This window comes from Streptomyces sp. T028 (assembly GCF_048159505.1).
Classification (GTDB): Bacteria; Actinomycetota; Actinomycetes; order Streptomycetales; family Streptomycetaceae; genus Streptomyces.
This window is the reverse complement of sequence record NZ_JBLRVZ010000012.1, coordinates 366,424-389,130: the sequence shown is the minus strand read 5'-3', so window position 1 is coordinate 389,130 and position 22,707 is coordinate 366,424. Positions and strand designations below refer to the sequence as shown.

The 22,707-nt window shown below is 70.6% G+C and carries 11 protein-coding genes; 4 read left to right on the top strand and 7 right to left on the bottom strand.

All coding sequences use genetic code 11. From position 1 onward, the window contains the following. Nucleotides 1-6: 6 nt before the first annotated feature. Nucleotides 7-2,580 carry a hypothetical protein gene (locus ACLZN2_RS14085; RefSeq protein ID WP_416978775.1) on the top strand — a complete coding sequence of 858 codons (2,574 nt, stop codon included), beginning with the start codon at nucleotides 7-9 and terminating at the stop codon, nucleotides 2,578-2,580. A gap of 49 nt (nucleotides 2,581-2,629) precedes the next feature. On the opposite strand, the gene ACLZN2_RS14080 is transcribed toward ACLZN2_RS14085, so the two are convergent. The 3 genes from ACLZN2_RS14080 to ACLZN2_RS14070 form a co-directional block, all read right to left on the bottom strand. Further along, nucleotides 2,630-3,079: an ATP-binding protein gene (locus ACLZN2_RS14080; RefSeq protein ID WP_416978774.1), complete on the bottom strand. Its 450-nt coding sequence runs from the start codon at nucleotides 3,077-3,079 to the stop codon at nucleotides 2,630-2,632. 116 nt (nucleotides 3,080-3,195) lie between these two features. Then, the gene (locus ACLZN2_RS14075; protein ID WP_416978773.1) at nucleotides 3,196-3,663 is read right to left on the bottom strand and encodes a hypothetical protein; all 468 of its coding nucleotides are present in this window, start codon (nucleotides 3,661-3,663) and stop codon (nucleotides 3,196-3,198) included. 82 nt (nucleotides 3,664-3,745) lie between these two features. Beyond that, entirely contained in the window at nucleotides 3,746-3,970 is a 225-nt protein-coding gene (locus tag ACLZN2_RS14070) for a DUF397 domain-containing protein (protein ID WP_416978772.1), read from the bottom strand. Nucleotides 3,971-4,269: 299 nt separating this feature from the next. On the opposite strand from ACLZN2_RS14070, the gene ACLZN2_RS14065 reads away from it, so the two are divergent. Continuing rightward, the gene (locus ACLZN2_RS14065; protein WP_416978771.1) at nucleotides 4,270-5,157 is read left to right on the top strand and encodes a helix-turn-helix domain-containing protein; all 888 of its coding nucleotides are present in this window, start codon (nucleotides 4,270-4,272) and stop codon (nucleotides 5,155-5,157) included. Continuing rightward, complete coding sequence (locus ACLZN2_RS14060; protein WP_416978770.1) at nucleotides 5,154-5,345, top strand: DUF397 domain-containing protein; 192 nt, start codon at nucleotides 5,154-5,156, stop codon at nucleotides 5,343-5,345. The genes ACLZN2_RS14065 and ACLZN2_RS14060 overlap by 4 nt, the downstream gene beginning before the upstream one ends. 629 nt (nucleotides 5,346-5,974) lie before the next feature. Here ACLZN2_RS14060 and ACLZN2_RS14055 read toward each other — a convergent pair. The 4 genes from ACLZN2_RS14055 to ACLZN2_RS14040 all read right to left on the bottom strand — a co-directional run bounded on the left by ACLZN2_RS14055 (nucleotide 5,975) and on the right by ACLZN2_RS14040 (nucleotide 19,965). After that, entirely contained in the window at nucleotides 5,975-10,099 is a 4,125-nt protein-coding gene (locus tag ACLZN2_RS14055) for an Eco57I restriction-modification methylase domain-containing protein (protein WP_416978769.1), read from the bottom strand. Continuing rightward, complete coding sequence (locus ACLZN2_RS14050; protein WP_416978768.1) at nucleotides 10,099-13,053, bottom strand: DEAD/DEAH box helicase; 2,955 nt, start codon at nucleotides 13,051-13,053, stop codon at nucleotides 10,099-10,101. Before ACLZN2_RS14050 ends, ACLZN2_RS14055 begins: the two co-directional genes overlap by 1 nt. A gap of 52 nt (nucleotides 13,054-13,105) precedes the next feature. Next, the gene (locus tag ACLZN2_RS14045) at nucleotides 13,106-19,474 is read right to left on the bottom strand and encodes a protein kinase domain-containing protein (protein ID WP_416978767.1); all 6,369 of its coding nucleotides are present in this window, start codon (nucleotides 19,472-19,474) and stop codon (nucleotides 13,106-13,108) included. A gap of 134 nt (nucleotides 19,475-19,608) precedes the next feature. Continuing rightward, nucleotides 19,609-19,965 carry a hypothetical protein gene (locus tag ACLZN2_RS14040; protein WP_416978766.1) on the bottom strand — a complete coding sequence of 119 codons (357 nt, stop codon included), beginning with the start codon at nucleotides 19,963-19,965 and terminating at the stop codon, nucleotides 19,609-19,611. Between the two features lie 181 nt (nucleotides 19,966-20,146). Here ACLZN2_RS14040 and ACLZN2_RS14035 point away from each other — a divergent pair, with 181 nt between their 5' ends. Then, nucleotides 20,147-22,330: a hypothetical protein gene (locus ACLZN2_RS14035; RefSeq protein WP_416978765.1), complete on the top strand. Its 2,184-nt coding sequence runs from the start codon at nucleotides 20,147-20,149 to the stop codon at nucleotides 22,328-22,330. Nucleotides 22,331-22,707: the final 377 nt, after the last annotated feature.

Here is a 22,707-nt window from a genome sequence, read left to right as displayed (position 1 = left end):
GTGTTCATGGAGGATCCGACGTTGGGGCAGATCGACACCCGTCTCATCCAGACCGCGGTCATCGGAGGCCGCGACTCGGACCAGCCGGTGATTCTGCCTGAACAGCCTCACAACCTGGACGAGTTCATCCGGCAGTTCGGGAGGGACGACTTCTGGTGCGGCACGCTGCTCGGCGGCTGCGGAGAACCGCTGCGTCCCAAACGGTATGTGACGAGGGTCTGCCACTTCGCCCACGAACCCGACCCCGACCGTGGGGAGTGCCACCGGACCAGCCACAGCGCGGACGGCGCCGACCATCTGTTCGTCAAGGCCCATGTGACGCGCTGGCTCGCCGGGCAGGGGTATGCGGCCCAGGGCGCACTACGCAGCTTCGGGCACTGCCACGGCGACGCCGTGGACTTCCGGCTGCACCGCACGAACACGCACCTCCGGTTCGAGCTCCACCCGGAGGACTACCGGAGCTGGCGCAAGGCCGCGGACAGCCTGGGCGCGAAGGAAGGCCGCATCGAGTGGGTCTTCGGCCGGGACGACGCGCTCGCACGCGACATGGTGGCGCGTCGCGGGTACGCGCTCCTCGTACGGTGCGAGACCGACGGCAATGACCGTCGAGTGTTCATCGGCACGGCGACCGACGGGGAGAAGACGTCCTGGGCTCCCCTGGAGCACTGCCGGATGACCGAAAGCGGCCTCGTCACCCCCGCGCTCGAGGAACTGCGTGCCGAGGGAGTGGTCCGCGACGACGGCATAGGCTGTGAGCCGTTTCCCGGCAGCGTGGCCCTTCCCGGCGGACAGGTCGTGTTCGCGGTGGACACGGAAGCGGCGCCCTTGTCCTCGTCGCCGTTGGACGTGCCTGGCAGGCGTCTGGTCCCCGGCTTCGTCAAGCCGGCGGGGAGCCGCATCGTCCGGGCCTGTCTGTCCCTGCCCGACACGGTGCCGGCTCCCACGGACGAGTACGTCTACCGCCTCGTGGGCTCGGTCCGGCTGCTGGTCACCGACGTCGTCGAGGGAAGCGGTTCCTCGTGGGCGGTGCGGGCCGACACCCTGGTACCGCTCAAAGGCCTGGAGGCGGAGCGCACCGGTCTGTGGCGCCCCAGCGTCGCGCTCGACGAGAAGCTCGTCCCGGCGCCCCGCGCCTCCAGCACTTGTGAGCGGACCCCGCTCACCGAACCAGTGTCGAGCAGGCCCAGGGCGCCGGAGACCGCACCGGGTAAGGCGGCCGACATGCTCAGGAAAGCACTGGAGGAGGTCGCGGCGAAGGGCGCCACGGTCACGTGGAGCGAGCTGACCGAGAGGCTCGGTAGGTGGGTCCATGACCTGCCGAACCCCAAGCGCCAGGAACTGCTGGTCGAGGTGGACAAGCCGCGGGTACCCGACCGTCCGCTGCTGAGCGTCCTGGTCGTCACCCATCTGGGCAGAGCTCTTCCGTATCTGGGCCAGGTACTGAGTCGCCTGGGGGCCGCCGAGCCAGCCTCGGAGTTCGCCTTGCAGCAGTGGGCGGCGGCCGAGACCAAGAAGACACACGAGGCGTACGGACACCGGGGGACACGCGCGTCGGCCACTCCGCCGCCTGCTGCGAAGCGGCCGGCCGCCGGGCAGAGGGCACCTTCCGCGAGCGACCTGAACCAGGCACACCGAAGATGCGCGGAGATGCGAGAGAAGCTGGAGGAGGCGGCGAGGACCCGAGCTCGGACGAGGGGAACGCGGGCTCAGCGCCTGTCCCAGGCGATTGAACAAGGAGAAGCACATCTCCGACGGTTCGAAGAAGTCCGCTCCCAGGAGCGGAACCTCCGTGTCTGGCTGGGAGAGGGCGACCGCGTCCTGGACCTCCTCGTCGGCCTGATCGGCCGTCCCATCACCGTCATCCCCGCCAGGGCGGAGCATCGGGTTGTCGCTCCCGATCCGAAACCGGCCAAGACCGTCCAATCGAAGCCGGTCGAGAAGAAGGATCCGAACCTCAGGAAGATCCGACGCCTGCTCGGTGAACTGGACCGGACCCATGGGCACCGGCCCACTCAGGACCTGCTGCGGCTGCTCGACGAGATCGGGGAACATCGCGATCAGCTCGCCCGACCGCTGCCCGCCACGGAAACCAAGCTCGTCGAGCGGTGGCGGAGCAGGCTGGCGGACCGGAGATCCGCCGAGCTCTCTGCTCAGGCGGCAGCCGCCTCGCGGAACACGTCGGCGGGAACGAGTCGCACCGCCGAGCCACCGCAGGGCGACCGCCTGCCGGCCGAGAGGATCGACAAACTGGCGTCCACGGTCCGCGGCATCCTCGAGGAACTGGCCCGCGCCGACGGCACTCCCCTGAGCTGGGGCGATCTCCGTCTTCGGGCGGGTGGGCAACTCCCGCACCTGCACCCCGACGACCAAGTCGCCTTGCTCGTCGCGGCGGACCGGGGCACATCGGCTGACGAGCCGCTCCTGTCCACGTTGGTCGACCATTCCGTCGCCGCCCCGCACCGGCTCTACCGCCTGGTGCGCCTCGGTCTCGGCCGGGAGTCCGTCCCTGAGGCGGAGTTCGAGACCCATCGGGCCATGGAGGCTCTGCGGTTGCGGCAGATCTGGCGTTACCGGCGGTGAGCGGGTCGCGGCACCGGCGTCCGTGACGGGGCGAGGGCGAAGCCGTGCGTCACGCCTCGACCGGTGTCGTCAGCACTGCCCGGACGGTCTTGCCGCCGGGCGGGTGGGGGACGGTGTCCCAGTGGTCGGCGAGGGCGGTGACGAGTGCCAGGCCGCGGCCGCCGGTGTGGAGCGCGTCGGCGTCGGTGTCCGCCGGGAGGGGCTGCGGATGGAGGTCCCCGCGGGCGTCGCTGACCTCGATGCGAAGGCGGCTGGCGGTCGGGTCGAGGACGAGCGTCAGCCGGAAGCAGCGGCCGGGTACGCGCCCGTGGAGGACGGCGTTGGCGGCGAGCTCCGCGATGACGAGTTCGGCGCGCTCCGTGAGGTACTGCGAAGCGCCCCGGGAGTGCAGTTCGGTGACCGCGAGAAGCCGGGCGAGACGGGCGCCGCGCCGCGTGGACGACAGCAGCTGCGTGAAGGTGCTGACGGGGGCGCCGACTTGAGGTGTTGCGTGGTTCATGACGCCAGAGTGGCGGTCGCCTGCGGGTGGGGACGAGGGCCGCGCCCCGTACACCGGGTCAGCGTACGGGGCACGGGGCGCCGCGGTGCGGTACGGGAGGCTCCGGTCGCCTTCGTCTACGCGCACGGGCAGGCCAGTTCGGGAAGCATGCGGTTCGGGGAGCACGTCACCACGGCCAGGGAGAGGTACGCGGGGCGTTCGAGGTAGCAGCCGTACGACACGTCGGCGCCCGAGTGCAGCCGTACGGCGGCGGCGTCCACCAGCCGGGCCAGGCGCGTGGTGTCCCGGTCGCCCTCCGTCGCGAACCGGGTTGCGTACGCGGCCAGTTGCTCACCGAGCCAGGCTGCCGCCTCCTTCGCCTCGTCCCAGGTGCCCCGGACCAGTGAGCGGGGCTTGACGAGCCAGTACGCCGTCTCCAGGGGCGGGAGGTCCGACGCGGGGAACTCCACGGCTACTTGGCGGTGGCGCTGGATGAGTTCCGGTCTGCTTTCGGCCGGGGGCGGATCGGGGTGCGGGGGCCGCCGCAGGGCCTCGTCGTCGAAGCGTTCCTTCGGACCGGTCCACAGATAGGCGTGGTGGTGCACGAGCCGTTCCCGTTTCGAGGAGCGCCGGCCGGGCGCGGGACGGACCCGGCCCGGCCGACGGGGGAGGAGGGGGTGGGGAGGGTCAGACGTCGAGGCCGAAGCGCGCCGGGTCGATTCCGGCCGCGTCCAGTTCCTCCGTGGTGAAGCGGAGCGGCTGCGCGTCCGGCCGCTTGCTGTCGCCCAGGGCCCAGGCGTCCTCGCCGATCCGGGCCAGGGTCACGCACCCCTCGGTGCAGGGGCCGCCGCACGCCTTCACGAACGAGGCCCCGCTGATGTCGAGGGCGTACAGGTGGGTTCCGTTCTGCATCGCTGCACCTTCCGGTTGATCTGGTCGCGGCCGTGGTCGGCCGCCGCCGCCGTGGTGGGCGGGAGTTCGAAGGAGAGGCGGCGGACACCGCGCGCGTTCTCGCAGGCGGCTTCTCCTCGCTCTCCACGACGCCAGAGTGGGGGCTGGATGCGGGCGGGTGCGAGTGCCGCGCCCCGTACGCTGAGTCAGCGTACGGACACGAAGAGTGGACGGTACGACGCGTTTTCCGTCACGCTGGGCCTGAGTGCGGACGGTGCGAAGAGCCGTCGCGGTGCGGTACGGAGGGAAAGGGGCGGCGGATGGAGCACGTCGGAGTCGAGGGGGAGGCGGCCGGGACCGTCGGCGCGCGGGTGGTTCCGGCGGGGGAGTGGGAGCGAGAGCCTCACCCGTCCGACAGCCTGCGCACGTTCGGCGCCGTCGTCCAGGCGCTTCGCGAGCACGCGGGGCTCAGCCGGGTCGACCTCGGCTCCCGCGTCCGGTACTCCAAACACACGGTGGAGTCGGTCGAGTTGGGACGCCGGATGCCGGACAAGGCGTTCGTCGAGCGAGCCGAGGAAGCACTCGGCAACACCGGTGCCCTGCGGAACGCCGCCCGCTATCTGACGCGGGGTGAGGTGGGTCTGGCGGCGTGGTTCCGGCAGTGGGCTCGGCTGGAGCGGGAGGCGGTGAGCCTGTGTACGTACGAGTGCCGACTGGTGCCGGGGCTGTTGCAGTCGGAGGGGTATGCGCGAGCGGTGTTCGACAACAGCATCCCGCTGCTGACGGATAAGCAGACGGAGGCTCAGCTCATTGCGCGGATGGAGCGACAGACGATGATGCGGGAGCGGCCGACCGTGCCGTTCAGCTTCATCGTGGAGGAGTCGGTTTTCCGACGCAGGCTTGGCGGCGCGCAGGTGCACGCGAGCATGCTGGATCATGTGCTTGAGCTCACCGCGCCGCGCAACGTGACGCTTCAGGTGATGCCGCTGGAGTCGGAGTTTCACGGGTGCCTGGATGGGCCCGTCCAGCTATTGGAGACTCCGGAGGGGCGACGGCTCGGGTACTCCGAGGGTCAGCAGAACGGGCGGCTGATCTCCGACCCGAAAGAGGTGAGTCTGCTCTGGCGACGCTATGACACACTGCGCTCACAGGCCCTGAACCCAAAGGAATCCCGGGACCTGCTGGAGCGACTGCGAGGAGAGCTATGAGCAGCGGTAAGACGGAACTCGCCTGGTTCAAGTCCAGCTACAGCGGCACCCAGGGAGACAGCTGCGTGGAAGTCGCGATCGCCGAACAGGCCGTCCACGTACGGGACTCCAAGGACGTGATCCGCCCGGCCTTCGCTGTCGGCCGCGAAGGCTGGGGGCAGTTCGTGCGGTTCGCGTCGGAGCGCTGAGCGACGAAAGAGCGTGCCGTCCGCCGAGCGGTGGACGGCACGTCGCCGTGTTTAGGAACCCTTGGCCTCGGTGTAACCGAGCGCCGCGCGGTTGATGAGACGGTCACCGAGGTCGCGCACCGGCGCGGCTTCGGCTTCTGCACGGCTTTCTTCGCCGTGGACTTCTTCGGGGCGGGATTCTTGCCGCCCGCACGCCCGGCCGGTGCCGGCTTCGCCTGCCTGGCGCTCTTCGCGGCCGGCGTGTTGCGCGCCGCGTACTTCTTGCGGAGTGCGGAGAGCTGCTCGCGTTCCTGGGCGGCCACGTCGGCGGGGAGTGCGTTGGCGAGGGCGCCAGCCCGGCTGAGCGCGTAGCGCGCCTGATGCCAACGCTTGCTGTTGATCGCCGTGCGGGCCACCCCGATGGTCTGCTGCAACGCCTTGATTTTCGCGGGCTGCCGCCGGGGTATCGGGGACTCCGCCCCACTGCTCCGCCGCTGCCCGGCGGCACGGGTACCCCAGTCCGTACCCGAGGTGAGGACGACGACCGAACGAGGGTTGCTGCTCTGGCTTCGACGTACCACGTGCGTTGGTTCCTTGGATGAGCGAGGGGCACTCCTGGGTGACCGCAGGTGCGGCCACCCAGGAGCGGGTCAGCCGTGGCGGGGGCCCTGACCGGGGGGCGGGGTGAGGGTGGAGCGGTAGGTGCCGGACTCGCCCTCGGTGAGCGGGGTCTCCAGGGTCAGGCCTGCGGCGGCCATGCGGTCGTACTCGGCGAGGATCAGGTTCTTGGTGCGGTACTCGCCGTGCGCCTTGATGTCGTTGTCGCGGCCGACGTTGAAGGTGTCCAGGATGTATGCCGTGTCGTCGCGGGTGATGCCGTAGAGGTGGAAGAAGAGGGCGTCCAGCTCGGCGCGGATGGCGGCACGGCGGTCGGGGTCCCAGAGGAAGGGGGCGCCGGTGTCGCCGAGATCGCGGGCGAACGGGCGCATATCGTTTGCGGTGTAAGTGAGTTCGAGGATGCGAGGGGTTAGGCTCTGCGCATGTAGTGCTAGCTGCACCTCGCTGAGGAACGGCAACTGCTCGAACTGGAAGAAGTTCAGGTTGGTCCCACCGAGCTTTTGACGTAGGACGTAGTCGAGCGGCATCGCGACACTGTTGCTGTAGAACAGCTCTGCGTGCTGTGTATTGCTAGGGATCACGATATTTCCGGAGTCGCCTAGTCCTGCGAGGGGGAAGGCGAAAGTAATGACTGTCCGCTCGTTCATAGTGTTGGTAATTTTGCGGAAACCGAGGATCCAGCGTCGGTCCCATCCCTTGGCTGTCAGGCGGCTGCGGACGCCTGACTCCATGATGGGCTTGCCGCTCTTGTCGACCTTGCCGGTCGGAACATTCTCCTCCGGCACCCAGTAGCGAGGCAGTGGGACGGCGGAGGCGTCCTGGTGCTGTTCCAGGGTGAACCGCGGAAGGGTTCCCACAGCGAGCTGCTTCTCCGTGGCGTTCTCGTATGTGGAGAAGCGGTGGTCGTAGTGGTGGAGCATCTTCGCCTCATACAGCGGGAGCAGACGCTCCTTGCCGCGGACGAGCACGTTGCCATCGAGGGTCCAGCCGGTTTTGAGGAGATCGTCGAAAGTCTCGTCGTTCTGGGCAGCGGGACGGAACAAGGGTGAGTCGCTTGCCATGTTGAACAAGCCTTGCATGAACGAGATACCCCAGGGGTTTCCGGACGATCCTTTAATCCTGTCAACTAGAACTGGGATGCGTTGATGAATTGCGAGGGTGATCTCAGCATCGCGACGTCCTCGGAATACAGGACAGGTTCCTGTGTTGGGGTTGAGGAGTTGAATATCGCGACCGGTCAGCGTGTAGGAGCGCTCGGAGATCTGAGTGACCTGACGAACACGGAACGCCAAAGAGACAGGTGCATCGGGAGATCCGGAGCCCTGCATACAGAACAAAAGAAACGGCCTGTCATGGTGAACGGCCGGGAAGATTCGTTCCTCATTTTCAAAGCCATAGATGGCCGTGAGGTGACCCTTAGTGACGAGATCTTTGAAGAAGTGTTGCGTTGTCGCATCTGTTGCAAGTCCCGTCGGGACGATCACGCCGGTTCGGCCTCGTGGGCCTGTGAGAATACGATCCGTCTCCGTGAAGACGGCGTACGTGTTGATACGGCCTCGACCGGTGAGCGGAAAGCGGTCGCTGCTTCGGAGGAAGTGGCTTTCCCCTTCCGCACGGCGCTTCGCGGCCTTGAACTCGGCGTACAGGCGCACACCGTCAGGGTCGTCGCGCAACTCGGCAATGAGTCGTTTCCGCGCGGCGGAGTTCTTGGCCCCCGCGATGCGTGGGTCCCGCTGGGCGAAGAACTCATGCTCCACCATCTCGACCTTCTCCCACGGCGGATTCCCCACCACCGCGTCGAACCCGCCGGCCCACCCAGTCCCCGGCTGCACGCGAGCCCCCGACTCCGGGACGGCGAACACTTCCGGGAACTCCAGGTGCCAGTGGAAGAACTGGTACTGGTCCCGCAGGTTCAGAATCTCGGCACGCGTGGCGTCCGCCACCGCCGACTGGTCGCGACCGCGCAGCGCGCGGAACACCTGGTCGGTCGGCGCATCTGGCGCCCCTTCCTGCTTGGGCCAGACGAACGCCGCGCACCACGCGTCGGCGGCGTGCAGGTCCTGGACGTACGTCGTGGACTCGACGTAGGCGCGGTAGGCGGATTCCTGCGCCCGCACCTGTTCCAGGGAGTCGGCCGGGGCCGCGGTGATCCGGGCGAGCTCGGCGGCGTACTGGTCGTTGCCGGGCAGGACGTCCGTGTCGAACAGCAGCTCGTCCTGGCCGCCGCGCTGGGCCTTGTTCCGCTTGACCAGCCCGGCCGCGTACTTCTTGTCGTCGCCCTCGATGGGCTTGAACGCGTCGTCCGGAACGCCCTCCGCCAGCAGCTTAGGCGTCGCGCCGATCAGCCCGTTGCCGTGCTTGACGTGGGCGTCGAGGAAGCCGAGGGGCTTGCCTGGCTCCAGGGCCTCCAGCCACAGCGAGACCTTCGCCAGTTCCACGGCCATCAAGTTGAGGTCGACGCCGTAGATGCAGCGGGCGACCACCTCGTGCAGGGCATGCCGTACGGCGTCGACCGTCGGTTCCGGGTTGTGCTCGCGCACGGACGCCACCCGCTTGGCGATACGGCGGGCCGAGGCGACCAGGAAGTGCCCGGAGCCGCAAGCAGGGTCACAGACTGTCAGGGAGAGTAGTTCCTCCACGATGTCGTCGGCCGGGTCGGGGCGGCCGGCCTCGGTGGCGCGCTGTTCGCCCCGCTTGACGGCGTCGTCTATGACCGGGTCGAGGGTCGTGTCCAGCAGGCATTCGATGAGGGAGGAAGGGGTGTAGTAACTGCCGGTCGTCTTACGGCTGTTGCCCGCCACCTCCACCAACTCGAAGGAGCGGTCCGTCGCGGAGTGCTTCGGCTCCAGCTCCAGCAGGGACTCGTAGACCGAACCCAGTTCCTCGGCGTCTAGGTGGCGGTAGTCGACGGGCCGCCAGCGGCGGGCGCCCGGGTCGCGGACCTGCGCCAGGTGACGTACAGCTGCGAGCAGCGACTCGTTGGACAGCTTCAGGCCGTCGAGCGGCTTGTCGGTGTCGGAGGGGGAGAACAAGCCGCCGAGACCTGGCAGGCCAAGCTCCGGGCGCCCGTCCTCGGCGCCGAGGGCACCGAGGACGATGCGCAGAGCCTCGTACTGATCGCCGTGAGCCGTGCCCTGGCGGCGGCGGGCGCGCTCGCGCAGCCGGGCGGAGGAGAAGTACCGCTCGTACGCCTCCCGCCCCGGCTCGCCGGGCTTCCCCGCGAGCAGCGCCCCACGGTCCTCGGCTACGAAGACGAACAACAAGCGGTAGACGAGCCGCAACAGCGCATCCCGTAGCGCCTTCGGCTCGACGTCCTCCCGCAACCGCCCATTGTCCGGATGCCGCAAGAACCCCGTCCCGAGCACAGTCAGCGCGTTCTGCACCCCCAACCGCAGCTGATCCAGCGCCCGCGCCCCCGAAGTAACAGCCTCAGCCCGCCACTTCTCCAGCCAACACCCCGAAGCCGCAGCCCCCTCCGCCACCTCGAACCGCGACGCGTGCAGCACGCAGTACAGCAGCACGAACTCGCTGAACAACTCGCCGTCGAAGATGGCTTCCAGGTCGAACTCGACGTACGCGGCGGTGGCGAAGGACGAAGAATCACGCAGCAGACGCAGCCGACGGCCGTTCGTGAGAACCGCCCACAGATGCGCCTCGGTCCGGTTCAGGCAGTCCTGGAGCATGGACTGGGCCGGGACCTGGCCCGCCGCCGGGCGCTTGTCCAGCTCCTGGTTCCAGGGGATGAGGTGAACAAGGGCCGGACCGTGCCGGTGGGACACCGGGAACCGCTTCTCCGAATCCGAGTCGGCCGGAATACCCGCCGCGCCCACCTCCGTCAGCGCGCCGAAGTCGAGCTTCCGGAAGAGCTGGGCGAGCCAGTCGGTGCCCGCCCGGCCCGTCGGGTCGGCGGCAGGTGCCCCCGTCACCGGGTCGGCGGGCAGGGCGGTGCGCAGGTCGCGCCAGAGCGGCTTGAGGTACTCCCAGGCGCGCTCGGCCTCGTCGCGCACGGGGACCGAGGCGGGAAGGCCGTAGTCGGCGGACTTGGTGCCCGGCAGGTTCCGTGCCTCGGCGATGCGCAGCAGCATGTCGGCGGGGAGCAGTCCGCCGACCGTGGTGACGGCGGTGAAGGCCAGGGCGGTGCGGGTGGCGGCGGACATCAGGATTCGGCTCCGGAGACAGTAGGAACGGGCTGCTGCGGGACGTAGACGTACACACCGAGAACGTCGGCGGGCTCCTGCGGGACGACCTTCAGGCCACGCACGATCTCCTCGTTGGCCCTGCGGACCCGGCGGTGCGAGGCGTCGAGTTCGGCGGCCAGGCTCGTGCCGTACTCGGTGAGGTGCGCGGCGAGGTCCGGCAGGCCCTCCAGGGCGCGGGTGATGGCGTTGCGGGCGGACTGTTCGTGGGTGTTGGCGCTCGCGCGTGCCCCGAGCAGCGCGGTGGCCGCGTCGTCGTCCAGCCAGCGGGCGCGCGCCGGCATGCCCTCGTAGGCGAGCAGGCGGGCGTCCTCGGCGACCAGCTGCCGCTCGCCGGTGCGGGAGGGGAGGGTGAGGTGGAAGCGGTAGCGGACCAGGAGGAGCGTGGTGCGGATCGTGACCGCGTCCGTCGTCACGACACCGCAGCGGCGGGCCGGGCGCGGGCCCAGCGCGTTCACGTCCAGCGCCGAGTCCAGGACGTACGAGGCGACGGCGCCCACCGCCGGGTCGGTGCGGACCAGGGCGGCCTCGCCGCGGGCGATCGCCGGGGTCGTACGGAACGGGATCTCGCGGTCCTCCTCCACGAGCCGGTTGCCGAGAGTGGCGGCGAGCGCGTCGCGCAGGCCGGCCGGGGTGCCGCCGACCTGGGCGGTGAAGTCGCCGGACCCGTCACGGGGGTCGCGGACCAGGGCGTCCAGGTCGCGCAGCGCCTCCAGGGCGAAGTCGCGGACCTCGTCGGCACCGCCGAGCGCGGCTCGTACGGAGAGGACCTCGCGGGCCACCTCCTCCGGGTGGATGGCGCGCTGGGCGTACTTGGAGCGGGAGGTCTTCTCCCGCTCGGCGGCCGAGTTCCACTCGCGCTCGATACGGTCGAAGGACTCCTGGTGGGTGTCCATCTCGAACAGGCTCTCCTGGCTGCCCTGTCGCCCGTGCAACAGGAGCCACTCCACGACCGCGTCGGTGACGCCGGAGGCGGTCTCGTCGGGGACGGAGACGGAGATGCCCAGGTCCTTCTTGATCTGCCGGTGCTTCTGGAACAGCACCTCCAGGACCTTGCCGTCGATGCCGTTGTCCTCGCCGAACATGGTGATGACCCGGACCTGGTCGCGCTTCTGGCCGTAGCGGTCGACGCGGCCCTCGCGCTGGTCGTGGCGGGTCGGGTTCCACGCCAGGTCGTAGTGGACTACGGCGTCGAAGTGGTGCTGGAGGTTGACGCCCTCGGAGAGACAGTCGGTGGCGATCAGTACGCGGCGGAAGGCCGGGTCGGCGGCCTCCTCGGCGGACTCGGCGGCGGCGAGCTGCTCGATGCGCTCCAGGCGCTGCTGCGGGGAGAGTGTGCCGGTCACGGCGGCGATCTTCGTCTTCTTGCCGAGCTTGCCCTCAAGCTGTTCGGCGAGGTACTCGGCGGTGGGGATGTAACGGCAGAAGACGATCGGGTGGTAGCCCTCGGCGATCAGGCCCTTCAGGTGCCGGGTGAGTGCCTTCAGCTTGGCGTCCTCGGCCGGGCCGACCAACTCAGCGGCTCGCCGGGAGAGTTCGAGGAGTCGGGCGCCCGCCTCCTCCGACTCGGCGGCGCCCGGTGCGACGTCCATGCCTTCCAGCCGGTCGTTCTCCGCGGAGTCGGCGGCCACTGGGGCGCCCAGTACGTCTGCCTCGTGTGCGGTGCGGGCGGCGGCGGACTCGGAGCGGGTCTTCAGGGTCTGCGCGGCGGCCGCCGGGGAGGACACCATCGAGCGCAGCAGCGCGATCACCGACCACCAGACGATCCGGGCCTCCCGCTTGCCCTGCTCCCCGGCCGCCTCGACGCGGTCCCTCGCGTAGGCGATGGCGTCGTCGAGGAGCGCCCGGTAGGCGGGGGTCAGCTTGTACGGCTCGTCCTTCGTCCAGCGGTCCGACGGGAAGGCGGTCCGCTCGGCCAGGGAGTCGTCGGCGAGGCCGTCCTCCTCCTTGGTGAGGTAGACGCGGACGTCGGCACGCTTGCGCGCCACGAAGTGCTCGGCGAGCTTCGCCCGCCCTGCCGGGGACTCCAGGTCCAGCGTCGCCAGTTCGGGCCGCACCAGGCCGAGCAGGTTGCGGAACGCGGACTCCTTGCCGGAGTGCGGGGTCGCGGTCAGCAGGAGCAGGTGGCGGTCGGCGTCTGCGGAGACCCTCCGCAGCAGCTCGTAGCGGAGCTGGTTCGAGGCCGACGACGCGGCACCCTGAGCGGAGTCGTCGGCGGCCACGCACGCGTGGGCCTCGTCGACGATGACCAGGTCGGGACAGTGCCGTACGAAGTCCTCGCGGTGGCGGGTCGACTTGATGAAGTCCGTCGAGATGATCGTGAAGGGGTGCTTGTCGAACAGGGACTGGCCCAGCTCCAGGCCTCGCTCCAGGCGTGACACCGTGGAGGCCAGGACCAGTTCGGCGTCGATGCCGAACTTCTCCCGCAACTCGCCCTGCCACTGCTCGGCCAGCGCCGGGGAGCACAGCACAGCAAGTCTGGTCGCCTCGCCCTGTGCGAGGAGTTCCTTGGCGATCAGGCCCGCCTCGACCGTCTTGCCGATGCCGACGTCGTCCGAGATCAGCAGCCGTACGGTGCGCTGGCGCAGCGCCATAAGCAGCGGGACCAGCTGGTAGGCGCGCGGTTCCACGGCGATCGACGCCAGGGAGCGGAACGGGCCCGCGCCTGACCGGAACCCGATGCGCAGCGCCGTACGCAGCAGACCGGCCGCGCGCTGGTCGCCCAGGTCGGCCGGGCTCGGCGCCGCGAACTCGGCCGGACGCACGTCCTCGAACGCGGGGAAGACCGCCGCGATGTCGTCCTCGCTCCCGCCCAGCGGGCGCAGCACCAGCATGTCGGGGGCGCTCTCGGGCAGCACCACCCATTCGCGGCCACGGGCGGCGACCAGCGAGCCGGCTGTGTACGTGAGGCTCATGAGATGTCTCAGTTCCTAGTGGTCGAGAGAGGGTCGAGAGCGGGCGAGGCGGTCAACGGAGGTGGAAGAAACCGGAGTTGAGGTCCGCGATGGCGTCCCAGTCCCCGTCCGTCGGGAAGCGCACGACGTCCCAGCCGACGTCCTCCAGGCGATAGCCCGCCTCGATGTCGCGAGTGGAGTCGGCGGGGTGGCCGGCGATGTCCACGAACACCGCGAGACGGGCGCCGTCCAGGTGGAAGACCAGGTCGGGGCGGGCGCCCGCCCCGTCGACGAAGACGCCCACCTCGTCCGGCAGCCGGTATCCCTTCGCCCTCAGCCAGCCGAGCAGATCGCCGCTCGCGACGAGGGCCGCCAGATCCGCCTCCACCGGGGTCGGCGAGGTGCTCTCCGACGAGGTGCTCGCGGCGGCCGAGGAGCCCTGGGACCCGGTGCCGGCCGGGGCCAGCCTGCGGAACCGCTCGCTGCGGGACTCGCCGCGGTCCTCCCGCTCGGTGCGGGCCTCGGCCAGCCGCAGCAGCAGCGGGCGGGCGGTGTGCCGGCTCAGCTGGCGGTGGTGCGTCTGGTTGGCGTAGGTCAGCAGGCAGGAGTAGCAGCCGCGTGCGCACTTCTCGTCGTCCGTCGGCCCGCCCTCGTCCTCGCCGGTCCGCGGGTGGAAGTGGCAGATCTCCAGGGCGGTCCGGGCGGCCTTGGCGAGGGCGTCCTTGTCGTGCTGGATCCGGCGCAGCACACCGGCGCCGCCCTCGGCGGCCTCCGTGAACAGCATGCGGCGGCGCGGACCGGCGTCCGGCGGCAGCAGCTCCGCGGTCAGCTCGGAGTCCTCCAGCTCGAACGCCGCCTCGATGCCCCGCTCCAGCGCGTACAGGACCGACCACGCGACCGGTTCGGGCAGTGCCTCGTCCAGGGTGACCACGAGGATGTTGCGGCGGTCCTCCACAAAGGGCAGGACCCGCTTCTTGCGGCGCTTCTCGTTGCCGTCCTCGTCGACCACCGGCATGCCGGTTCCCTCGATGGCGTCCGCTGCGGCGCGGTCGTTGAGCCAGCGGCCGTCACCCAGGTCCAGGTAGTAGCCGTCCGGCTCGCCCTCCTTGTCGCGGACGCGGCCCAGGTTGGTGATACGGACGGTCGCCGAGTCGCCGTAGTCCAGGTCGAGGACGGGCGCGCCGTCGGCGTCGGTGACATGGGACGTGAGGCGTCCCTTGCGAGCGCCGTGGTCCTGGAACGCGTACGAGGTCTCCAGACGGAAACCGGCCCGGCGCCGCTCCTCCTCGTCGGAGGAGATCCGCTCACGCGGCGTGGTGTACACGGTGTGCAGGTGGAGCAGGCCGGTGCGCTTGCCCCGCAGCGACTCCCCGCACATCGCGCACACGTCGGAGCCGACCTTGACCTCGTAGTGGTAGCCGCAGCCGTCGCAGCGCCTGGCCTCCGCCGTCGCCAGCTCGCCCGAGGCGTCCGGCGGCAGCTGGACCCGGGTGACCTGGTAGCGGGCGCCCTCGTGGTAGATGAGCGCACCGGGGCCGAACTCGCGGATCGCGAGGAACCGGGGACGCTGGAGGTAGTCGCCGTCGGCGTTGCGGCGGTTGCCGGAGCGCGGGATGTACGCGGCCAGCGGCAGGCGGGGGAAGCTGTAGCCGGGCAGGAAGCCCTCGGACGCCAGATAGCGGTACGGGTTGAAGTCGCTCATCACCGACTTGCTGTCGACCGAGCGGTTCAGCAGCAGGTTCGTCTGCGTCTCGGCCTCCCGGCGGCGGGAGCGCGCCCGGCTCTGCTCACCGGGGGAGAGGGTGTGGTCGACGACTCGCTTGTTCTGCTCGTACTGGTCGATCACGGCCGCCCGGAACAGGTCGCGCCACCGGTCGAAGGAGGCGTCGAACTCCTGCGGGGCCCGCTCGATCCGGTCCTCGATCCACTCGTCGTACCACCAGGTCGTCGCCTCGAAGTCCGCGATCAGCGGGGCGAGAACGGTACGGGCGGTGGCGGCCGCGCGTCTGCGGGCGTCCTCGTCCAGGGAGCGGCTGAGGAACTCGGGACGCAGCGGCAGCGGCATGTGCGGGTCGGGGCGGTCGTCGCCTTCCGGGTCGTAGGCGACGTCGACGACGTCCGGGATCGCGGTGCCGAGCTTCATGTCGGTCTCCGCCAGCCAGATGCCCTGCAGATGGGAACGGACCAGGTCCTCGTTGGCCAGGTCCAGCCGCGGCGGCGCCACCTGCCCCGACACCATGTCCTGGGAGCGGCGGAAGTAGTACTGGTCGTGGCTGTTGCCCGTGGCGCAGTACGTGGTCACCAGCGCGGGCTGACCAGAACGGCCCGCACGGCCCGAGCGCTGCGCGTAGTTCGCCGGGGTCGGCGGCACGTTGCGCATCATCACGGCGTTGAGCGAGGAGATGTCCACGCCCAGCTCCATCGTCGGCGAGCAGTAGAGCAGGGGCAGTTCGGCGTCACGGAACTGCCGCTCGCGCTCCAGCCGGTCCTCCGGGGTGACCTGCGCGGTGTGCTCCCGCGCGAACAGGCCGGCCAGTTCGGCGGCCGCGGTCCGGTACAGGTCGCGGAAGAACGGGTTGACGCGCGGCCCCTCGCCGCTGCTGTAGGTGCGCGCCAGCGGGTCGACCGCGCCCCGCTCGCCGTTCCCGGCCCGCCAGATCAGCGCGGCGGCCGACACCCGGAAGCCCGTGCGCTTCTGCGCGGCACGGCGGCGGAAGGCCGGACCGGACTGCTCGGGGGTCGCGTCCACCTCGCACACCAGGTGCGCGTCCCGCAGCACCCTCAGCAGGTCCTCTATGACGGTCTGGACGTCGTCCAGGGGGAGGTCGCGCAGATCGGGCATGTTCCGCCGCAGGTACTTGCCGAACTTGCCGCGCGCCGACAGGAACTGCGCGGAGCGCTCCATGCCCGGCCGCGAGCCGTACGGGTAGGCGGTGCCGACGGTCGGCCGGTCGCTCTCGCCCAGCACCCACGGCCCGGTGAGACGCTCCTCGCTGGCCCGCTGGAGAGCGTCGAAGTCGTCGCGGAAGTACTGCACGTCGATCGCGAGGGCCCGCCGCATGAAGTCCAGCAGGGTGCGGGCGACCTCCTCGCGCAGCGCCGGGTCGGCGTCGCGCAGCGCGGCGTGCGCGGACTGCCAGCGCTCGGGGTGGGCGGCGATCCAGCCCAGGTCCTCGTAGTCGATGCGCAGCAGCCCCGTCTGCTCCAGGTTCGGCATCGTGATGCGCCAGCCGCGCTCCAGGTCGCGGTAGAGGCGGTACCCGACGACGTCCCGGAACGCCTTCGTCGCCCGGCGTTCCATCGAGGGAGCCAGATCCGTGCCCAGCGCGTACTCACGGGGCGCGAGGCCCATCACCTCGGTGACCGCCTCGGCGAGGTCGTCGTGGCGCAGCCCCTCCGCACCGGCGCGCACCGCGGCCTGGTAGAGAGCGCCGCGCAACTGGGTGACCTGGGCGAAGTCGTTGAAGTGCCCGGCCTGCAGCGAGGCGTCCTGCCGGTTGTCGACGAAGGTGAGGAGCTTGCGCGCCTCCTTGCCCAGGCTCTCCTCCGGCACCGCGCGCAGGGACTTCACGATCGACGCGGAGATCAGCGAGGTCGCCGACGAGCGCCCCTCCTGGTCCAGGGTGGCCAGTTTGGCGAAGTCCCGGCCGCGGGTCTGCTCGTAGGAGACCTGGCAGTGCACGCAGAACAGGAACGGAGCCGGGACGAACGCCGCGACCAGCCCCTCCCCCGACTCGTTGCCGTGGGCGTCGACGACGACGCGCTTGGGCAGCCGGGGCCGGTAGGACTTCTTGACGACCGTCACGCCCTGCGCGTCCGGCTCCAGCCACGACTCCGGCAGCCGTCTGTCGTCCACGGCCTTCTGCGGATCGGCCGGCCACTCGTAGTCCTCGCCGGGCATGCCCAGATACAGGTAGCCCTCACCCTCACGCCCCCCGGAGGCGGAGGTGTCCCGACGCGGCTCGTACCGGAAAGCGCCGCCGTCCTCGGCGCGCCAGACGGTCAGGTACTCCTGGCCGCACTCACGGCAGAACGCCAGCGGGAACAGCGGCTTGCCGTCGCTGTCCGGCTGCTCCAGCTGGTAGGTGCGGGTGAGCGGCCGGGTGAGCGGGTCCTCCAGCGTCGTGTAGACGGTGTCCCCCTTGGAGAGGAACTGGTGCAGCCGGAACGCGAACAGAGGCCGCTCCGTCACCGGGTGCTTGGCCTGCGCACCCGCCTCCAGGGTCGTACGGATCGCCTCGCGCACGGTCTCCTCGGCCACCCCGGACTGTCCGGCCAGCTCGGCGGCCGCCTCCTCGACGGTGGCCGGGGAACAGCGCCGCAGCCGGTCGGTGCCCTCCTCATGCTCCAGCCCGAACCGGGACTCCACCCAGCGGGCCAGCGGGTCCTTCGTCAGCGCCTCGTACGCGCGGGGTGCCGCCGGCACCCGCAGCCGCTCGGCGGGCACGGTCTCGGGGGCCTCGTCGGTCGCCCTGATCAGGGTCTCGCCGATGACCCGCTTCGGCAGCACCGTCGTACCGAACAGCCGGCCGGCGACTCTGGCCACCTCGCGCTGCTGGTCCTCCCAGGAGCCCTCGGTGGACATGGTCGCCGAGGTCCCGATGCACTGGAGGGTCGCCGAGGCACGGCAGGCCTCACGGACCCGGCGGATCAGGAACGCCACGTCCGCGCCCTGCCGGCCCCGGTAGGTGTGCAGCTCGTCGAAGACGAGGAACTGGAGCCCCTCCGCCATGCGGATCAGGCTGGACCGGTCGTCCGGCCGGGTCAGCATCAGCTCCAGCATCACGTAGTTGGTGAGCAGGATGTCCGGAGGGTTCTTGCGCAGCTCACGGCGCTCCTCGGTGGACTCCTGGCCGGTGTAGCGGGCGAAGGTGACCGGCTCGCGGCCCTTCCCGAAACCGTTCTGAAGGTACTTCTTCAGCTCCTCCACCTGCGAGTTGGCCAGCGCGTTCATCGGGTAGACGATGATCGCCCGCACCCGGCCCCCGGCGTCGGATCCCGCCGCCTGACGCTCCTTGAGCACGTGGTCCACGATCGGGACGATGTACGACAGCGACTTGCCGGAACCGGTGCCGGTGGTGAGCACATAGGAGTCGCCCGCCTGCGCGGCCTCGACCGCCTGTCGCTGGTGTAGGTGGAAGGTCAGCGGCCGGCCATCGGGGCGCGGCGAGGTCTCCTTCTTGCCGGCCTGGAAGATCTCCGCGCACCTGGGGTGCAGCACCCCGTCCCGCACGAGGTCGGTCACCTGGCCGCCGTCGGCGAAGAACGGATTCAGCGACAGCCACGGGTCGGGCCACTGCGACTTCGCCGCCAGGTCGTCTTCGACGTAGCCCGCGATCCGGGCGTCCCGGATCACCGTCGCGCTCTTGGTGAAGTCCTCGTACTCGCCGATCAGATCGGCGTGGATCCCGAAGACGTCCATGGCGTCCGGGAGCCGCGGCTCCCTGCGCGGCACGGGTGCGGGTGCGGCCGGGGTGGGCTCGGGGAGCAGGGCGCGCAGGCGCGCCACCGGGTCCATCACCTGCCAGTGCGGAGCCAGCAGGGCAGCGGTGTCGTCCGGCGCGAACGCCAGCGGGATCAGTGCCTCACGGACCATGGCGGCGTTGTCGGGCCGCAGCTCGGCGTCCTTCTCCAGGAGGCGGTCCACCAGCCGGACCAGCTCGGCGGGCAGATCCGGACGTACCAGGGTCAGCCGCGGCGGCCGCTCGTGCTGGTGCTGTTCGGAGAGCTCGTAGGGGGTTCTGGCGGAGAACGGCGGCCGTCCTATCAGCAGCTCGTACAGGATGCAGCCGAGTGCGTAGAGGTCGGCCGACGCCGAGACCCGTTCGGCGCGGAACTGCTCGGGAGCCATGTAGCGGGCCGTGCCGACACTCACGCCGGTGCTGGTCAGCCGCGTCTGGTCGGGGTCGTCGACGACCGAACCCATACCGAAGTCCAGGACCTTGACCGTGCCGTCGCGGGTCAGCATTGCGTTGGCCGGCTTCAGATCGCGGTGGACGACCCCGGCGGTGTGCGCGGCGGTGAGACCGGCGGCGATCTGCGCCCCGATGGCGGCGACCCAGGAGACGGGGAGCTGAGGCTCCTCGTCGATGAGGTCCGCGAGCGGATGGCCGTCCAGCAGTTCCATGGCCAGGTAGGGCAGGCCGCTGCCGCCCGGCGTCTGGTCCACGCCGCCGTCGATCAGCAGGGTGAGGTTCGGGTGGCCCTGGGAGAGCATGCGCATGATCCGCACTTCGCGGCGGAAGCGGTCGATCTCCTTGCTGGATCCCGAGGCGTCGACCGCGATTCCGGTTCGGCCGCGCAACACGGTCTTGACCGCGACCTCCTGGTGCGGTGAGTCCGGGGCGGCCCGAAGGTCTTCGGCCCGGTGCACCTCGCCCATGTTCCCGCGCCCCAGGACCCCCGTGATCCGGAACCGTCCGTCGACCGTCTCCAGGCCCACTGCCTCTCCCCGTTTCACCGTCGCATGCAAGGTGGTACACCCCGCAGGGAGCGTATACCTTCACGTGTTGACGAGGATCCTACGGTTCAGTTGACGTTGTCAACGGATGGTGCGGGGAATGTGGTGCGAAGGTCTCACGGCGTCCACATGCCGAGCAGGCCCGAGGTCAGTGCGCCTGCCGCCGCGCCCTCGAGGACGGTGCGCAGGCTTTGGCCGAGGGTGCGGAGTCTGCTGTGGTCGGGGTCGGGGGCGTCGGCCGTGCGCAGGATCTCCGTGGTGAGGCGGGCGAGCTCGCGCTCCTGGTCCGGAGAGAGGTTCAGGACGGAAGCGGCCTGGTGGACGGCCCGGGTGAACTCGGTGAGCCGGGAGATGTCGACCGGGTTCGTGGCGGCCTGGTGCTGGAGGGCGACATTGTGCTCTCCCGCGATGATCTGACCGGTGTTGCCGCCTTCCACGCGCACATGGAAACCGCCGTCTTGCTGTTCGGTCATGGGCGTTGTCCCTTCGGTCTCGCCGTCAACAGCCCCCTGCGTATCAGGCGATCCCCGGCAAGGGGTGGGAAACGGTAATTTCGGAGTTCCGTCGCCGAACCATGGCTACTCTGCTGGCCCTTGGCGGGCGGAATGGGCTGCTGAATGGGCTGTCGGGCGGATTCCTCTGGAGAGTGGCGCAGTGAGCGATGCGGAACGCGGGGACGGTGGGGGGTCACGGTCCTTCAACGCCGACGTGAGCGGCGGCAATTCGGGCCAGATCACCCTGGGGGACCACAACATCGTCGTCCAGGGCGACCACGTCACCGTGACGAAGGGCATCGCGGCCGAACCCCCGCTGCACCTCCGCGACCGGCCGATCGGCCGTCCGGTGCCGCCCGTCGCGGCGGGTGAGGTGCTGGGCCGCGACGACGTACTGGCGGAACTCGGGGAGCTGGTGGACGCGCGGACGACCGTCCAGCTCGTCGGCCCGCCCGGCATCGGCAGGACCGTCCTGCTCGAACGGCTGGCCACGCGCTGCGCCGAGGCCGACAGCCCGGTCGTGTTCCTCGACGGGGCGGGGATCGAGCCCGAGGACCTGCCACAGAAGGTCTTCGAGTCCTGCTACGACGTCCGGGACTACCGCCCCGCTCCCGAACGCCTGCGCCGGCTCATGGAGTCCGTGCAGGTCCTGGTGATCGTGGACGACTTCACGGGGAGCGCGGCGGACCTGAGGGCGCTGGAGAGCATGCTGCCGTCCGGCGCCCTGGTGGTGTCCTCCACCGGGAGGTCTTCGTGGAGCAGGGGCCGCACCGTGCGGCTCACCGGGCTGCCGTCCGGTCCGGCGCGGGAGCTCATGGAGCGCGCGCTCGGCAGGCCGCTGACGGAGACCGAGCGTGGCGCCGCCGAGGAGTTCCGGCAGGTGGTGGACGGCCATCCGCTGGCCCTGCTCCAGGCGGCCACCGCGGTGGGCGACGCGGGGCGGGACGTCCCGGGCGACCCGGAGCGGCTGGCCCGCGCCCTCGCCGACGGGCTCGGACCGGCCGACCACGCGGTCCTCGGTGCTCTGTGCTGCCTGGAGGGGCTCGACGTGCCGCCGGCCATCGTCGAGGCGCTGTCCGGGACCGCCCCTCTCACCGACGTCGTCGACCGGCTGCGCCGGGCGCGGCTCGTCGCCGAGGGCCCCCGGGGACTGCGCGCGCTCGCCCCGGCCGCCCGGCTGGTGGTGGGCTCCCTGGACACCTCCCGGCGCGGGTTCGACGCGGAACGGGCCGCGACGGCACTCGCCGACCGGGCGGCGGGCGCGTCGGCGGCCGAGGTCGGCTCCCTGGCCGCCGTCGCGCTGCGTGTCCTCGACGCCGCCGCGGCGGACGGCGCGCACTCCGCCGCCGTACGACTGGCCCGTACCGTCGCGCCCGCCCTGTGCCGGACCCTGCGGTGGGGAGCGTGGCGGCGGGTGCTCGCCCTGGGCAGGACGGCCGCACAGGAGGCCGGGTCGGCCGACGACGCCCGGTACTTCGAGCGTTCGGACGAGACCCGCAAGAGGGCGCTGGCGCTGGCGCTCGGTACCGGACTCGGCGTCATCGGGGGCGGCAGCTTCCTGATCGGCCGGGGCCTCGCGGCGAAGAAGTCCCTCGGCGCCAAGGCCGGCGTCAAGACCGGAGCCGGGGCCAAGGGCTGCTTACTGTCCCCCGTCGTCCTGGGCACGGCGGTCGCCGTAACCATCGCGACGATCATGGGATACCTCGGCTACCGGAGCGTCGGACCCTCGGACCAGGTCTCCGGCGCGGAGCACACCCAGGCGGTCGAAACGCCCACGTACCGGCCCCCTGTGGCCTCTTCGCCCGCCCCGACGCGCACCCGCCCTCAGAGCCCGGGTCCCTCCACCCCGCCCTTGGGCCCCTTGCCGCCTACACGCAGCCAGAAGCCCACCCCCGGCCCGACGTCCTCCCGGCCCGGCCCCCGCCCCTCGGCCTCCCGCACCCAGACCGCGCCGCACGTCCCTCCGTCGCCCTCGAAGCCCCCTCGCTCCGACCCGCCGCCGTCCCAGTCGGCCCTGCCGAGCGTCGGGGGATTCTGGCGCAAGGGCGCGTACCAGGTCGAGTTCCCCCTGCGCGACGACGGCACCTGGAGGAACATCGTCCTCACCCGCGTCGAGGAGGACTCGAACTGGACCTGGTTGTACGACTGCTGGCAGGACGGCTGGATCCCGAGCACCTCGCCCAGGCGCGTCGAGATGGTATGCGACATCAACCACGGGGAGCCGCTCGGGGAGGGGCGGGTCGTCCACAACCCCGACAACACGGTCAGCCTGGTCGTGGACGGCCGACCGGACGTCTCCGGCACGTACGTCCGCGTCGTCACGGTCACGGCCGGGACCCTGTAAGGGGGGTGCTTTATCGCGTGCCCAGCGATCGCTCCGCCGCATAGCTCACCCTGCACGTCCTCCCACGTATGGCTGTTGCCCTTGCGGGGGTTCTGGCCCATCGCGCTGATGACCGCCTCCGCGACCTCGCCGACCTCCCGCCGCGCCGGCCGCGGCCGCTGCATCAGCTGACCCGACCGGGCGCAGATCGTGCGCGCTCACGGCGCCCGGGGTGTTCGAGCGCCGCACGACCGCCGACGGAACCGGCGCGGTCAGCCGGGCGTTTGACTGACCAGCCGGTCCAGCATGCGCTCCAGGGGCTGGTTGTCGCCCAGGAAGCTCTTGATCGAGGCGTCCTGGTTCTCGCCGGGATCCATCGGGGCCCAGCTGATCGGCCG